The sequence below is a fragment of the Rhizobium viscosum genome (assembly GCF_014873945.1).
GTDB lineage: Bacteria > Pseudomonadota > Alphaproteobacteria > Rhizobiales > Rhizobiaceae > Rhizobium > Rhizobium viscosum.
The window spans coordinates 195,962-210,816 of record NZ_JADBEC010000002.1 but is presented as its reverse complement, the minus strand read 5'-3'; the positions used below and the strand labels follow the sequence as shown (position 1 = coordinate 210,816).

At 58.6% G+C, this 14,855-nt stretch carries 13 protein-coding genes and 1 pseudogene; 8 read left to right on the top strand and 6 right to left on the bottom strand.

All coding sequences use genetic code 11. The features are described 5' to 3' along the window. The first annotated feature begins 6 nt into the window (after nt 1–6). The 3 genes from H4W29_RS21980 to H4W29_RS21970 are packed head-to-tail and all read left to right on the top strand — an operon-like array spanning nt 7 to nt 3,984. The gene (locus H4W29_RS21980; RefSeq protein WP_192730996.1) at nt 7–1,086 is read left to right on the top strand and encodes a glycosyltransferase family 2 protein; all 1,080 of its coding nucleotides are present in this window, start codon (nt 7–9) and stop codon (nt 1,084–1,086) included. After that, the gene (locus H4W29_RS21975) at nt 1,083–2,822 is read left to right on the top strand and encodes an ABC transporter ATP-binding protein (RefSeq protein WP_192730995.1); all 1,740 of its coding nucleotides are present in this window, start codon (nt 1,083–1,085) and stop codon (nt 2,820–2,822) included. The genes H4W29_RS21980 and H4W29_RS21975 overlap by 4 nt, the downstream gene beginning before the upstream one ends. Before the next feature lie 10 nt (nt 2,823–2,832). Next, nucleotides 2,833–3,984: a glycosyltransferase family 2 protein gene (locus tag H4W29_RS21970; RefSeq protein ID WP_192730994.1), complete on the top strand. Its 1,152-nt coding sequence runs from the start codon at nt 2,833–2,835 to the stop codon at nt 3,982–3,984. Here H4W29_RS21970 and H4W29_RS21965 read toward each other — a convergent pair. Beyond that, nucleotides 3,981–4,895 carry a DMT family transporter gene (locus H4W29_RS21965; protein WP_192730993.1) on the bottom strand — a complete coding sequence of 305 codons (915 nt, stop codon included), beginning with the start codon at nt 4,893–4,895 and terminating at the stop codon, nt 3,981–3,983. The two genes, H4W29_RS21970 and H4W29_RS21965, sit on opposite strands and share 4 nt — an antisense overlap. Before the next feature lie 298 nt (nt 4,896–5,193). Here H4W29_RS21965 and H4W29_RS21960 point away from each other — a divergent pair, with 298 nt between their 5' ends. Beyond that, nucleotides 5,194–6,396 (top strand): ROK family transcriptional regulator, encoded by a 1,203-nt coding sequence (locus H4W29_RS21960; protein ID WP_192730992.1) that lies wholly within the window; start codon nt 5,194–5,196, stop codon nt 6,394–6,396. Nucleotides 6,397–6,417: 21 nt separating this feature from the next. On the opposite strand, the gene H4W29_RS21955 is transcribed toward H4W29_RS21960, so the two are convergent. Further along, on the bottom strand, nt 6,418–7,332 hold the full coding sequence (locus tag H4W29_RS21955; protein ID WP_192730991.1) for a DMT family transporter: 915 nt from the start codon (nt 7,330–7,332) through the stop codon (nt 6,418–6,420). 153 nt (nt 7,333–7,485) lie between these two features. Between H4W29_RS21955 and H4W29_RS21950 the strand changes: the two genes are divergently transcribed. Further along, nucleotides 7,486–8,349 (top strand): helix-turn-helix domain-containing protein, encoded by an 864-nt coding sequence (locus H4W29_RS21950; RefSeq protein WP_486374912.1) that lies wholly within the window; start codon nt 7,486–7,488, stop codon nt 8,347–8,349. Nucleotides 8,350–8,499: 150 nt separating this feature from the next. Here the strand turns inward: H4W29_RS21950 and H4W29_RS21945 are convergent, their stop codons facing one another. Then, nucleotides 8,500–9,315, bottom strand: a complete 816-nt coding sequence (locus H4W29_RS21945) for an oxidoreductase (RefSeq protein ID WP_192730990.1) — start codon at nt 9,313–9,315, stop codon at nt 8,500–8,502. A gap of 89 nt (nt 9,316–9,404) precedes the next feature. Here H4W29_RS21945 and H4W29_RS21940 point away from each other — a divergent pair, with 89 nt between their 5' ends. Further along, nucleotides 9,405–9,866, top strand: a complete 462-nt coding sequence (locus H4W29_RS21940; protein WP_192730989.1) for a winged helix-turn-helix transcriptional regulator — start codon at nt 9,405–9,407, stop codon at nt 9,864–9,866. A 125-nt stretch (nt 9,867–9,991) separates the two neighbouring features. Here H4W29_RS21940 and H4W29_RS21935 read toward each other — a convergent pair whose 3' ends face one another. The 3 genes and pseudogenes from H4W29_RS21935 to H4W29_RS21930 all read right to left on the bottom strand — a co-directional run bounded on the left by H4W29_RS21935 (nt 9,992) and on the right by H4W29_RS21930 (nt 12,974). Next, a complete protein-coding gene (locus H4W29_RS21935) occupies nt 9,992–12,013 on the bottom strand; it encodes a beta-N-acetylhexosaminidase (protein ID WP_192730988.1) in 2,022 nt (673 codons plus the stop codon). Nucleotides 12,014–12,043: 30 nt separating this feature from the next. After that, a pseudogene (locus H4W29_RS34745) lies at nt 12,044–12,141 on the bottom strand (GNAT family N-acetyltransferase); the annotation flags it as partial. A 365-nt stretch (nt 12,142–12,506) separates the two neighbouring features. Next, the gene (locus H4W29_RS21930) at nt 12,507–12,974 is read right to left on the bottom strand and encodes an Lrp/AsnC family transcriptional regulator (RefSeq protein WP_192730987.1); all 468 of its coding nucleotides are present in this window, start codon (nt 12,972–12,974) and stop codon (nt 12,507–12,509) included. Nucleotides 12,975–13,106: 132 nt separating this feature from the next. On the opposite strand from H4W29_RS21930, the gene H4W29_RS21925 reads away from it, so the two are divergent. Together H4W29_RS21925 and H4W29_RS21920 are read left to right on the top strand one after the other, a co-directional pair. Further along, nucleotides 13,107–13,523, top strand: a complete 417-nt coding sequence (locus H4W29_RS21925; protein WP_192730986.1) for a DUF2000 domain-containing protein — start codon at nt 13,107–13,109, stop codon at nt 13,521–13,523. A 106-nt stretch (nt 13,524–13,629) separates the two neighbouring features. Next, complete coding sequence (locus H4W29_RS21920) at nt 13,630–14,259, top strand: glutathione S-transferase family protein (RefSeq protein ID WP_192730985.1); 630 nt, start codon at nt 13,630–13,632, stop codon at nt 14,257–14,259. Nucleotides 14,260–14,855: the final 596 nt, after the last annotated feature.

The window sequence follows — 14,855 nt, the reverse complement described above, 5'->3', positions numbered from 1 at the left end:
CGAGCCATGAACGTCGATCTGCTTCCCTTGGTCACGGTTATCATTCCCGCCTACAACGCCGCGAAAACACTCGCGGATACACTTCGCAGCGTCTCGAACCAGACCCATGAACACCTTGAAATCCTCGTGGTCGACGACGGTTCGCAGGACGGAACGTACGAACTGGCAAACGACTATCGCCTCCAAGATTCACGCATCAGGGTCCTGAGACAAGAAAACGGCGGTGTGGCTCGCGCCCGCAACTACGCAATCCGCGAAGCGGCCGGCAGCTACATTGCCCCGATCGATGCTGACGATCTTTGGCATCCACGCAAAATCGAATTGCAGCTGCGAGCGCTTGCAAGCCTTCCCGACGGGCGTGGGGTTGCCTACAACTGGTACGTGGCCATCGACGGAAATGACGTGATTTTCGCCCATTCGAAACCCGTGCTGTACAAGGGCGACGTCTTCGAAATCATGGTTCGGGAAAATTTTATCGGCAACGGCAGCACGCCGCTCATGCCGCGTACGGATGTCGTGGCATGTGGTGGCTACGATCCATCGCTGCGCGATCAAAAGGCTGAGGGATGTGAAGACCACAAGCTCTATCTGGCGCTGGCCGAAAGGCTGCCTTTCGCTCCGGTCCCTGATTTTCTGACGGGATACCGTTTTACTCGGGGAAACATGTCGAGCAATGCCTGTCGCATGCTCAGATCTCACGCCCTGGTGATGGCAGAGATCAAAAAACGCTACCCGCATCTTGCCGCTGCCGCTACCACTGCGGAATTTGATACGGCACGGTGGTATTTCCGCAAGGCGCTTTCCAGCAAAGATCATGATCAGGTCAAGAAGCTGGCGCCGATGATGGCTGGGCGCTTCCCTCTGAGGCTCGCCATTCATGGCGCCGGTCTTGTCTGGCGCTCAGTCAAGGGCCGGGCACGACGATTGGCAAAACGCGTAATCGGAAAACCGCCTGCCACACAGACCCAGGAGACAATGACCGCTATCGCCCTCCCCGAGAATGGCACGTCATTCCATGACCGTTTTGAAGCGGCGGCCGTTGGTCGGACCGGCGTGTTGATAAAACCACGCGGGGGTGATGCATGACGACCCTGCAAAAATCCGTTTCCACCAAGCCGACGGGCGCCTTCAATCTGGTGGTCGCAGCCCGTTTCCGCGAGCTTCTGAAACTCGTGCCTTCGCTACGACTGAAAACCTCGGTCATGGTTGTGATCGGCATCCTCAGCGGCCTGATGGAAATGGTCGGTATCACTTTCCTGGTGAGCCTCGTTTTCGTTCTCGGCCAGCAGGGCTCTTCTAGCGCTGCGATCCCCGGGCTTCCTGCATTTTTCGGCAGCTTCGAGGCCGCGATATCGAAATCGATGCTGGTCACCATCCTCATCTGCGCGATCATCCTGAGGATCGTTCTGGGTTTCGCCAATTCGATCATCGCGAGCGTCGTCAGCCATCAAATCAGCGGCAGCATCCGGCATCGTCTTTATTCAAAAATCCTGACGATCCCATTTCAGCGCTTTCAGCACTACGAACGCAGCGACCTCATGAACGTGATCGCGACGGAATCCTATGCCGTCGCTTCGGCTCACGCGAGCCTGGTTCGCCTCGGGATCAACCTCGGGACGATCGTCATCTTCGGCGCCGGAATGCTGGTGATGGCATGGCCGATCGCCGTGCTCGGACTTATTTTCGGTGTTGTCCATAACTTTGCCCTCGGCCTGTTTGCCGAGGCCTACCGACGCACAGGCGCGGCCGCCGTTTCGGCGATAGAGGACCTGACACAGCTAACCTGGACCACATTGCAGACCGTGAAGGCAGTGAAGAGCTTCGGCCTGGAAAAGCGCCACGAAAACATATTCGACGCTCTCTCCACGGATGTCGGGAAAACCTGGTCCCGTTCCGACCAGATGGGTGCCGCAACGTCACTCTTGAGCGAGGTGCTGACATTCGGCGTGATCCTGACGATCATTCTGTCTTCGCAGTTTCTACCGGTAGACTTCCGCGCAGCGTTGTCGGCAACAATCCTGCTTTACAGGCTTCAACCGTATATCAAGGAGTTCGATTCCCAGATCCTTGCCCTGCATGCCTTGGAGGCACCTTTACAGAACGTTCTGGCGATAATTTCCGAGGCGGACGATGCCAGACAGGTTGCCTGCGGAGAAAAGCTCGAACATCTGCAAAAGGAGATCGTTTTCCATGATGTTTCCTTCTCTTATGAAGGCAGCAGCATTCCCGCCGTCAGCCATGTCGGCTTCTCCATCAGGACAGGCGAGACGACAGCGCTGACCGGGCCAAGCGGCTCCGGCAAGACAACGATCCTCAACATGCTGCTCCATCTCATCCAGCCGACTGAGGGCCGCATAACCTTTGACGGCAGGGATCTCTCGACCATCGAACGATCGAGCTGGCTGCGGCTACTCTCAGTCTCCGGCCAGGACGTCGAATTGATGGAAGGCACTGTCCTCGACAACATCCGGTTTCGCCGTGAAATTTCCGAGGAGGATGTCCGTTGGTCCGCAGATGTGGCTTGCGCGACTGAGTTCATCGAGAAGCTGCCTTCCGGCTTCGACGAATGGCTGGGCGATGAGGCGATAAGGCTTTCGGGCGGTCAGCGACAGCGCATTGGCCTGGCGCGTGCACTCGCCGGCAGACCTGAGATACTGCTCCTCGACGAAGCCACCAACGCGCTCGACGAGGCGACCGAAGCGCGGGTGCTTTCCCTTCTGCTTAGGGAATACCAGAGCCGAACACTGATTATTGTCACCCACCGATCATCTGTCGCCAGCCTGATGAAGCATCAGATCTGTCTCGTCCCGTCAGTAGTATAAGGAATAATCAATGGATCAAGGCGACGCTTTTTATTCCACCCAGCCCTTGGTTTCGGTAATCATTCCAGCCTTCAACGCATCGACGTATATTGAACGCACGCTTCGGTCAGCCATGCGCCAGACCTATACCGCCCTGGAGATCATTGTTGTCAATGACGGCTCCACCGACGACACGGCACAACTGGTCGAGCAGATGGCGATAACCGATTCACGGATCCGCCTCGTGTCCACACCAAACCGCGGTGTCGCTGCCGCAAGAAATACGGGAATCGACGCGTCATCGGGCAGATTTGTGGCATTCCTCGACGCCGACGATCTCTGGCACTCGACGAAAATCGAGAAGCAGGTAAACGCTCTCAATCGCTTATCCCCGCAATGGGCGGCGGTCTATGTGCTGCATTACATCATCGATGAGGACGACGAAATCGTTGGGCTCGGCGGATCCAAAATCGCAAGGGGTTACATCTATGCCCGGCATCTGAATTTCAAATATATAGGTAACGGAAGCGCGCTTCTCGTCCGACGGGACGTCGCGCTTGAGATCGGCGGGTTTGATAGCTCATACGCAGCAGAAGGTATTGGAGGCTGCGAAGACATCGATTTCGAGCTCAGGCTTGCCGCGCGTTATTGCATGGAAGTCGTTCCCGAACGTCTGGTGGGATACAGAAAATATCCCGGCAACATGTCGTCCAATTACACGCGAATGGGTCAAGGTCTTTTGGAGGTGATCAAGCGCTCGATCGCCGCAAATCCGCAGCTTCCGAGACACGCAGCCAGAAGCGCTATTGCGCTGACTCAAAAATATGCATTCCGGCAATACAGAAAGGCAAAAAACCTGCCTCTATCAATCGCCACCGCTTGGGCGATTCTTCAAAACCCGCGTTTCATGCTGAGCTTGGTGTGGCAAGCCGGCCTGCTTGTCATGAAGCAACGCCATGCTCTCAAGCCGGGAACGGCGCGTGACACGCAGCAATTGAAACAATCGAAATTCGACGAGAAAATTATCCTTTCGCCTGTTGAAGGTCCGGAAGAGACCCTGCCGTCACGACGTCATCTGAAGCTACTGACCGAGGTGGATGCGAAACTGAGCTCAATGTGTGAGAGCGATGAGCGTGGACACTTTCCCAGCGGTGAAATCACGACAAGGCCGCATGACGTCTAATGACCATCGGGCGGAACGTCGGCTTTGGGCGTGACGTCCACGATGTTCTTGCGATGAAAGATGAAGAGGCCTGCGAGAACAATGATGGCGGAGCCGATCAGAATCTGGCTGTCCGGCAATTCGTCGAAGAAAATATAGCCCAGCACGATTGCCCAGAGCAGCAGGCTGTATTGGAGCGGCGCAAGCAGGGAGGCAGGGGCGAGCTTCAGGGCACGCGTGATCATCAGATGCGCACTGCCTGCGACAATGCCCAGCGCCAGCATCGCGACGAAGTTGAGGACGGACATGGCCCGCCAATCGCCAATGCTCAGGATTAGGCCGGTGACGAGGGCGCCGACCGTCTGCCATGTCACAAGCGTGGCATCGCTCGTTTGTCGCAACCGGCGGCCGAGGATCAATGTCAGCGCGAAGGAAAGGCTGCCGATCAGGCCGAAGATCGAGGGCCAGGACAACATGGCCGTCGAGGGCCTCAGCGCTATCACGACACCGATAAAACCTACGATGACGGCGAGCCAGCGGCGCCAGCCGATCGTTTCGCCGAGGAAGAAATGCGAGAGGGCGGCGACATAGATAGGCCCGGCCATGTAGAAGGTCATCACGTCGGCAAGCGGGAGGTAGGCGACCGCGGCATAGAATAACGCGACATCCCCTGTCGTCAGGATCACCCGCAGGATCTGCAAGGGCACGCGCTCGACCTGAAACAGCGTGCGAGGTCCTTGCCTGGCAATCATGGGCGCAAGGATCAGAAAGGAGCCAAACGAACGGATCACCAGGACCTGACCGACCGCAAAGCTCGCCACCAGCCATTTGCCCATGGCGTCATTCAGGGAAAACAGGAGATCACCGAGAAGCATCAGAAGCACGCCGAAGAGCACTGTGTTTCCTGCGGTGCGGCTGATGTGCAAATTCATGATTCGCCTCAATTGGTTAGGCATTCCGCCTGCCATAGAACTTCATCCTGGCGCCGTCGATCCTGGCAGACGATTTCCACGACAAATCTCTTATCATTCCGAGGAATTCGATGCCCTGTCCGGCACCGTCAACAGCATCGATCCCAGCGACACCGCCGTTAAAGTGATACTTTAAGAACCGGCGGAACAATCGATATCAACTGTCGTCGCGATCACATTGAAAAGACTGCACACTTCTCCCCTTCCCCGCATGATCGTCTTGTGGCAATGGTGATATTCAACTCCTATAAAAGACACCATGAAGGCTATTTCAGGCACCAACCTCGAGCAGGCCAAGTCACACAACAGGCGTGTCGTGATTGAGGCTATCCGCACCAACGGTCCGCTGTCGCGCGCCGCGATCGCCCGCATGACGGCGCTGACGGCGCAGACGGTCTCGAACATCGTCGAGGAACTGCAGCGTTCCCACCTGCTGGTGCCTGCGAAAGCACAGAAGCTTGCGCGTGGCCAGCCGATCATTCCCTATTCGATCAACCCGCACGGTGCCTATTCCATCGGCCTCGAACTTGGCCGCCAGCGCGCCAGCGGTGTACTGACCGATCTCTCGGGCGCCGTCTGCGCGCGCATCGAACGCCATGTCGAACATCCGGATCCCGAACAGGCGATGCCGGTGCTCGGTGCTATTGTCGAGGATCTGCAGCAAGCATTTTCCTTCGACCGCAACAGGCTGCTCGGTGTCGGCATGGCCCTGCCCGGCCGCTATGCGGAGGGAGGCGTCACGTCGCTCAGTCCGCAGAACCTGCCCGGCTGGCAGGACTTTCCGGTCGGCTATGAGCTGGAACGGCGTGTGAAGGTGCCGGTGCTTGTCGAGAATGACGCCACGGCGGCTGCCATCGGCGAGCGCCTGCATGGTGTCGCCCGCGGCTTTAGCAGCTTCGTCTATCTCTTCCTTGCGGGTGGCGGCGGCATTGGCGCCGGGATGTTTCTCGATGGACACCTCTACAAGGGCAGCCGGCACAATGCCGGCGAGATCGGCCACATCATCGTCGAGCCGCATGGCCGGCTCTGCAGCTGCGGCAAGCGCGGGTGCCTCGATCGCTACGTGTCGCCGACTGTCGCCTATGAATTCATGGGCATTGCGAATGCTGAAGAGCTTTTGCCGGATGAACTCGACGCCCTGATCGCCAAAGGTGGCGAAGGTCTGGACGCCTGGCTGGATCAGGCGGTCCAGCCGCTGCGGCAGACCATCGATTTTCTGGAACTGGCCTTCGATCCGCAGACCATCGTGCTCGGAGGCAGCATATCGACATCGCTGATGCAGCGGCTCGCCGAGCGGCTGGAGCCGCTGCACATTCCGATCGACCCCAACCAGAAGCGGACGGTGCCCCGCGTCATGATCGGCATGACCGGCAAGGATACGGCGATCCTCGGCGCCGCGGCCCTGCCGATCTTTTCCGAGACCAATCCACGCTTCGACGTTCTGCAAAAGCCGCTCGGCTAGGAAGATTGCCGACACCGGCCCTCATCCGCCTGCCGGCAGCCTTGCATCTGCCTGCGGCGAGCGACGGGCCAGAGGTCGTGCAAAGATGACCACGTTCCCGAGAAGCGTCAACGCTAGGCCGATCAGACCTGGACCGCTCCAGTGGTAGCCCTCGAAGACCGTCGACAACGACAGGGCGACGATTGGGAACAGGACGGTGGCATAGGCAGCGCGTGAGGAGCCGATGCGGGACACCAGCATGAGATAGGTGGTGAAGCCGATTACCGATCCGATTGCCGCGAGATAGAGCAGGGCGACAAAATAGCTGATGTTGGGCGGCGCCACGATCGGCGTTTGCGTCACGGCAATCAGCAAGAGCAGGACGATCGTGCCATAGGTCATGCCCCAGGCATTGGCGGTCAGCGGCGAGATTCCGACCGCACTGTTTCGACGCGATGCCATATTGCCCAGCGAGAAGAACAGCGTGCCAAGCGCTGCAAGCCCGATCCCTTTCAGCGTGTCCATATCGAAGTCGACGACAACGTCCTCTCCGAAAAGCAGAAGGAGGCCGGTTGCTCCGAGCGCTGCGGCAAGCAGCGTACGGCCTGTGATGCGGTCACCGAAAAAGAGGCGCGCATTGACGGCATTGTAGATCGTCGCGAGCGAGAAGATCACGGAGATGAGTCCGGACGGGATAGAGGCGGCGGCGTTGTAGAAACAGATGAAATTGAGGCTGAACAGGCAGAGCGCTTGCGCAAGGATGAAAGGTTGATCGCGCAAGGCGGGGAGCTTGAGCCGCCGCATGACAGCCAGGATGGCGACGAGGATCACTGCTGCGACCGCAAATCTGTAAAAGACCGAGACCAAGACCGGCACGGGACCGACCTGCATCGCAATGGCGATCCAAGTCGTCCCCCATATCAGGACGGTCGCGATGAAGAGAGCAGCATTTGCCATGGAATGATCCTCGTTTTCTCGACGAGTAGGCGAACCGTGAGCAAATCTCTTGCATATTCTTGCTATGAAATCGACTTTGCCCGGACTTCCTGCTCGCCATGCGGGTCGTCCACCTTTATTGTTCGCAAAGCGTGACTAGGTGGGAAAGAATTGGTGAAAGATAGCCGCCTCTCGGTTTTCAGGTTTTTGTCCGCATCTCCCAATGCGCGAATGTCGAAGTCCATTGATTTGGGTTTCGGGAGATCCGCTGCCATCTGGAGCAATGCACACGACAGAATGAGCTATGAGCGGCCGAACGGTCATACGTTCAGTCTTTATCTCAATGGCGGCGCCGGAACGCGTCGTCTGGATGGCAGATTCGGCGCGCGCGGCCGTCCGGGAGTGCTGTGCATCATGCCACAGGGGCACTCGTCCGAATGGGAAATCACTGACTTCTTCGAATTCGTCCATCTTTATGTTCCCGACGATCAGATGCGCCGGATGTATGCTGAGACGTTTGACCGCGATGCGCGGCTTATGGCTCTTCCCGAAGTGACCTTCGCAGATGCACCCACCCTGGCGCATACGCTTCGGCAGATGACGGAAGCAATGTTGGCGGGCGGTCATCTGCTGGCTGAAGAAGCGATGACGCAGGCGATCAACGATTTCTTCGTTGATCCGCATTATGGAGGGATGCGTCCCCGCGCAATTAGCGGCGGGCTCGCTCCTCATGTGCGGCGGCGGAGTCTGGAGTATATCGAGGCCCATCTCGGTGAGACAATCCGCTTGCAGGATCTGGCGGCGATCGGGCAACTCAGCGCGTTTCATTTCCAACGGATGTTCCGGGCAAGCTACGGTGTGTCCCCGCATGGCTGGGTCGCCCACCGGCGTGTCGAGCGCGCCAAATCGATGCTGCGCGGCATGGAGCCGATAGCGCAGATCGCTTCGGTCTGCGGCTTCAGCAGCCAGAGCCACATGACACGGGCATTTAAGTTGGGCACAGGCGTCACCCCCTCTGCCTATCGGCAGCGACAGTGAAGCCCCTTCACTCGAGAAACGTCTGTTCGCTCCGGGCGGAACGGGACGGCAGCCTTGAGGGCGCCGCCCTTCTTCCAGCGATTGATCCGGAATGCTTTCGGGGGACGAACTTTCGTTTCTGTCCTGCGCCGGAAATGCGGTGAGGCAAGCTCAAACGGGAAGCCTATTGAATTTCCGGAGGCTCTTGTCGACGAAGGACTCGGGCAGGAAGCGACGGATGAAACGCACCTGTCCTGCTGCTTTCCCGGCCGTATAGCGTCTCTTGGGTGATGTCACATTGGCTGCCTTGACGACGGTTGCGGCGACCACCTCGGGCGCATCGCCCTTCGAAACGACCTCGCGCATCAGCTTCTCCGCACCGGCGCGCACCGCATCGTAGACGGCAAGCGGCTGGTCCGGGCGCGTAATGTTCTCTTCGAAGGATGTGCGGGTGACACCAGGTTCGACGAGCACGACGCGGATGCCTTGCGTCCGCACTTCGTGATCGAGAGATTCCGAATAGCCTTCGATCGCGTGCTTGGTCGCTGCGTAGAGCGCGTTGAAGGGGGCCGGGATCAGCCCGAGGATCGAGCTGAGATTGATGATCCGCCCCTTGCCCTGCCGCCGCATCATCGGGAGCACAGCATTCGTCATTCTGATGGTGCCGAAGACGTTGACGTCGAATACGGCTTTCGCCTGCGCCGTCGTCGACTCCTCGGCGCCGCCAAGCAGGCCGATCCCGGCATTGTTGACGAGAAGATCGATCCGCCCTGCCCGGCTCAGAACTTCGTCAACGACGCCCTGAACGGATTGATCGTCGATGACATCGCAGATCAGCATGGTGATGCCGTCGGCAGTGTCGGCCATCGCCTTTCGGCTGGTGCCGAAGACGCGGTAACCGTCGCGCAGCAAGGCTTGCGCCGTTACCAGCCCGATGCCGGAGGAAGCCCCGGTGACCAGGGCGATACCGCGTTCTCTTTTGCTCATTGACATCTGCCTTCGTTTTGACGTGGAACATCTATGCGCATTCTGTTACTATCAAATTGATAGCAAGTCACTACTAAAAAGATATCGACATGAAAAATCTTTCGAACCAGCCTTGTCTCATCGCCCGAGGCCTGGCGCTCGTGGGCGATGCGTGGACTATGCTGATCATGCGCGATGCCCATGCGGGACTGACCCGCTTTGATGATTTTCGAAAAAGCCTCGGCATCGCCCCGACGATGCTGACGGGTCGGCTGTCATCGCTTACCGAGGAAGGGTTGCTGGAAAAACGCCGCTATTCCGAGCGTCCGCCGCGCGACGAATATGTGCTGACGGAAGCCGGCCGAGACTTCCTGCCGGTTCTGTTTGCGATCGGCGCCTGGGGCCGCAAGCACCGCGGCGGCGGCGAAGTCACGCGTTTCTTCGACGCCGAGACCGGAACCGAAATCGATCCCATCACCATCGATCGCGCGACCGGCGCCCCTATTGGAACCCGCCCCATTCGTATCGCCGAACCCGGATGCGCCGCCTCGCCGCCGGATCAGCAGGGCTGACCGCTGGCGCAGGCTTGCTTTGGTGTGTCTGCGACGCTCAAGCCCCCAGCTTGAGAGCAATGTCTGTATCCCTTGCCATCACCGGCTCCGGTGATGGCAAAATGATCCTCAATCCTAACCTGAGCTTACGATTGCTGCAGCCCGTAGAGCAGCGGCATCAGCCCTGCAAGCGCCCTGAAACGCTCCCACGACTTGGACGACGGTTTCGTCCAGCCCGTTTCGGCAAGCGCGGACAAGCGCGGAAAGACCAGCCGATCGAAGACGGCGCGATCGGTCATCGGTTCGGACCAAATGCAGGCCTGAATGCCGCGAAGCCTCTGCTTCTGCGTTTCCGTCCAGCCGCCAACCGGATCGAACGTGTAGAGCTTCTCGGCATCCGAGGTGCCGGCCCAGCTGGCACCGGGCTCATCCCAGTCTGGCCGCAGCGCCATGTCGAGATAGTAGACCTGTCCCGGGCAGACGACGATCTCGTAGCCACGATCGGCAAGTTCGGCCGCGACTTCGACATTGCGCCAGCTGCAGAGATAGCTTTTCGACTTGTCGATGACGTCGCCATGCGCCGCTTCTTCCCAGCCGCCGGTGATGCAGCCCTTGGAGGCGAGGAAGTTCTGAATGCGCTTCAGGAATTCCGCCTGCAGGAAGGCCGCACCCGAACCATGGATGTCGTCGGCACCATGTGTATTGGTAATGACGTTCAGGCGCTTGGCATGCGCATCGGCGATCTCGTCGCTGGCAAGCGAACGCAGCTTTAAAAGAGCCTCGGGCGAACCGGACCATGCGCCGAGCGGCACTTCATCGGCGCCGATGTGGATGGTCTTGAAGGGGAAAAGCTCAATGAGTTCCGAGAAGATCGTTTCGATCACCTCATAGGTCTTTTCACGGGCGGGGTTGATGCAGTTATCGGGGAAGCCCTGAACGGAATAGTAGCTACCGGCCTCCTGCGGATCGCGCAGTTCCGGTATCGCCTGCAACATGGCGTAGCAGTGGCCTGGTATATCGATCTCCGGTACGATTTCGATGCCGAACTCCTTTGCGTAGGCGACGATCTCGCGAATGGCGGCTTTGGTGTAGTAGCCGCCTGTACGGGCCGGGCTGGAGCCAAGCAGCGGCGGCAGGGTAAGACCGTGGCCGCGCCAAGCACCGACCTCGGTCAATGCCGGGTACGCGTCGATCTCCACGCGCCAGGCTTCGTCATCGGAGAGGTGCCAGTGGAAGCGGTTGAGTTTGTTCCAGGCGAGTACCGCCATCAGTTTCTTGATTTCCGCCTCGCCGTAAAACTGACGAGCAACATCCAGATGCAGACCGCGCCAGGCCATCGATGGTTCATCAACAATTTCGCCTGAAGCCGGGAACTGGAAGGCCTGCGGATGCAGACGCGCACCCCGCCAGATCTGGCCGAGGGTCACGAGGCCGTAGAGAAAGCCGGTTTGGCCGCTTGCTTCGAGGGTGATCGCCTCCTCTTCGAAGGTCAGCCGGTATGCCTCGGGGCCTAGGCCAGCAGACTTCGTCAAGCTGACAGTTACAGCCCCTTCCGCAGCCGAGCGGATGATACCCTCAACGGCGAAGAGATGGTCGACCAGTGTCTTGAAGCTATCGGCTGCCGCCTTCGCTCCCACATCTTCGGCCTGCAGTGTAAAGCCCGCCGGCAGGGGTCGCCGTGAGGCGACAGCGACATGGTTGGGCCAAGGAATGATCGAAACCTGCACCGGCACCACGGCCGGCACGGGAAAACTCTCCGCCCCGCGCTTCAGGGGCACATTGCTTGCAGATGACCGCGTAGGTTCGATCCCGAGCGAAACAGTGCTACCGTCGGCAAAAGCGACGTAGGCGCTGGTTGCACCATCCGTCCAATGGCGGAACTGCCAGCTCAACGCATGGACTGATATCGTCCAGGTTTCGCCCTTGCCGAGAACGAAACCTTCCGGCGGCTGGAATTCGGTGAAGTTCGACAGCCTCCTCGAAACTGTTGCACCCTCAACACGTCCAGCGGGATCGACCCGCCCCGGGCCACTGACGCAGAGCGAGAAGCCCGAGAGCGGCTCGGCGGCCAGATTCTTGAGCTGCAGGACATAAGAGAAATCCTTGCCGTCGGTTGGCGGGTTCCAGAGAGTTTCGAGCCGCAGGGCCTGATGTCGCGGTTTGGGCATGATTGCTTCTTTCCGTTCGTATGGTCGGGATCAGCTCTTGAGCATGCCGGCATAGATGCCGGGATCGCGGTTGCGCCGACGGCTTTCTCGTAGAAGTTGGACGGGCCGACATATCCGATGATCGCCCATGGTTCCCTTGCTTGATATTTTTAGATTCAATCAAATTGATTTAATAAAGCTAATGCAAGACTTCCGATCCGGTCAATCGGGTTGAAACTAAAATTTTGGCTCCAGCTTCTGAACTTGATCGCGTTACCGCGCATGCCGGCAGATTGCTCGCTAACCGCAGCTTTGCCGAGAAAACGGAATTGTCATACTTATTGTGCGTCGCGAAAAGCTTGGCGCAAGCGCCGTCCGCCAGACTGAATTCGTTAAAGCGTGATTATTTTGATCCAGCCTATATTGAAGCCATGACGGCCTACTTTTCAGCACGATCAGCCGTCCAGCTTTTGCTGGACGGCTATTCTACCGGTTATCGGTTCAGATCGGCCTCTTAGAGACCTACCGGAAACCCTTCGAACGGCTTGATTTCCTTGAGAACAAACGTAGTCTGCATTTCCTTGATGCGCGGCAGACGCCGCACGACCGACATGGCGAAATCGGCATAGGAATCGAGATCAGCCGAGACGACCTGCAACAGAAAATCCGAGTCTCCGGCAATGCTGTAGCAGGCAACGACTTCCTGTAGCCGTGCAACCTCGGCGGCAAAGGAATCCGCCTCTGCCTCGTTGTGACTATCAATCTTCACCCGGATGAAGGCAAGGACGCCGAGCCCGAGTTTGCGCCGGTTGAGGTCGGCCCTGTAACCTCGGATCACACCTGTCTCTTCAAGCTGACGCACTTTTCGCCAGCAGGGGGACGTCGACATCCCGACACGCTCAGACAATTCCTGATTTGTCAGCCGCCCCTCGGTCTGCAGGCTCGAAAGGATTTTCAGTTCAACCGGCTCAAATGTCGCCATAGAAAGCATCTACCCAAAAATTACAGAAAGCGGGTCGATCTTACCAAATTTCGGCGGAGGACGGCAATATCAGACAGGATTGTTCTGCTGCGATCGCTTAGGCTGTCGCCATCATAATCTCAGGTCTTTCAGATGCTATCCGATATCCGCATTGCCATTGTCGTCGACCCCAAACTCCCGCCCGCTCTCATTGCAAACACAGTCAGCGCCATCGGGATCGGCGTAGGCGCCAAGATGCCGCTCCTTGGCGCCGAGAGGCTCAGCGACCGTGCCGGCAGGGCCACCGATATCGTCTCCAATCGACCGGTGCCAATCCTCCAGGCCGACGGACTGACGATCCGACAGATCCTGCTGAAGGCGCTGAACCAGCCGGAGGAACACGCCATCGTACCGTTTCCTGGTTTTGCGCGATCACTGCACGACTATACTGACTACCAGCGCCAGTTCCCGGACAGGGACTTGAGCGATGAGGAGATCGATGGACTGGGCCTTGCCGGACCGGCTAAATGGGTAAGGTCGCTCACCGGATCCCTGAAATTGCTGCGGTAAATTGCCGGGCAAGCATAAGTGCCGGCTTTGTTGTCGCCGCGACATGTTTGGTGGTGCAAAGCAAGATCTCATTCGATAACCAAGGCCGACTGGTTAGGAGTGGATCATGGGCGTCCTTCGAGTTCTTGGCAGGCAATCGTCCATCAATGTTCGCAAGGTGCTCTGGACCTGCGAAGAGATCGGCATCGACTACGTGCAGGAGGATTGGGGGACGGGATTTGCCTCGACCCGCGCACCGGAATTCCTTGCGCTTAATCCGAATGGTCTTGTGCCGGTCATCGATAGCGATGACGGCATCTTATGGGAGTCGAATACGATCTGCCGTTATCTCGCGTCCAGATATGGCCGCGACGATCTCCTGCCGTCCTCCCCATGGAGACGGGCGCTCGTCGAACGGTGGATGGATTGGCAAGCGACGGAACTCAACAGTGCCTGGCGCGGTGCATTCCAAGGCCTTGTGCGCAAGGACCTCGCCTATTCCGACCCCTCCGTCATCACCATCAGCGCCAGGGACTGGAACGGCAAGATGGAAATCCTGGAGAAGACCCTCTCGACGACAGGATCTTTCGTGGCCGGAGACGAATTCACGCTGGCCGACATCGTGATCGGCCTTTCGGTCAATCGATGGCTTCACACCCCCATCGAACGACCCGGGTTATCGGCGGTTGCAGCCTATTTCGAGCGCATCAAAGAACGACCGTCCTTCCGGCGGGGCCGTTACGACATGTTCCCGTAGATATCGGGCATCTGACGATGACGATTGGAGCTCTGTCGCCTATTGTTATTTGGGGGCAGGTACCTGCTGGGGAATGTCGCCCGGTCGAATGACCGGCATGTCCCCGGTAGGAGGGGCCGGTTCAACCAACCCGCGATCGCCCGTCGGCGGAGGCGTCAGAACGCCTTTGCAGCGAGATATTTTGCTTTCCGATCCCTCATTCTCGGTCTGCCGATCCGTGTCGACTGGCGCCTGGCTATCCGCCTGACATCCCGGTTGCCGTTCCCTGCTGCCGACCTGGCTCATGGCAGTATGGGGGGCGGCGACGAGCAACCCGAAGACAAGCCCAAACAGGAGAGGCTTACCGGAAAGGCGATGCATCCGGCGCCTGGTCAGGGGTATTTGCCGCAAAGTCCACATCGGGGTCGCTCCCTGTTCCCGCAACCTGCGTTGAGTTGCGGGGAAGTCATCGCTTCCCTTCACGAACGCGAATACCTGGCTTGCCAATCGGCATCAGGCGGGGATCGTTGACGCCTGGCCTTATGGCATCCTGCTCGCTCGACCCCCTGATAAGCGGACCGTGTCCGACCTTGTTTCCCGGGGCGTCTGGAGGTGCT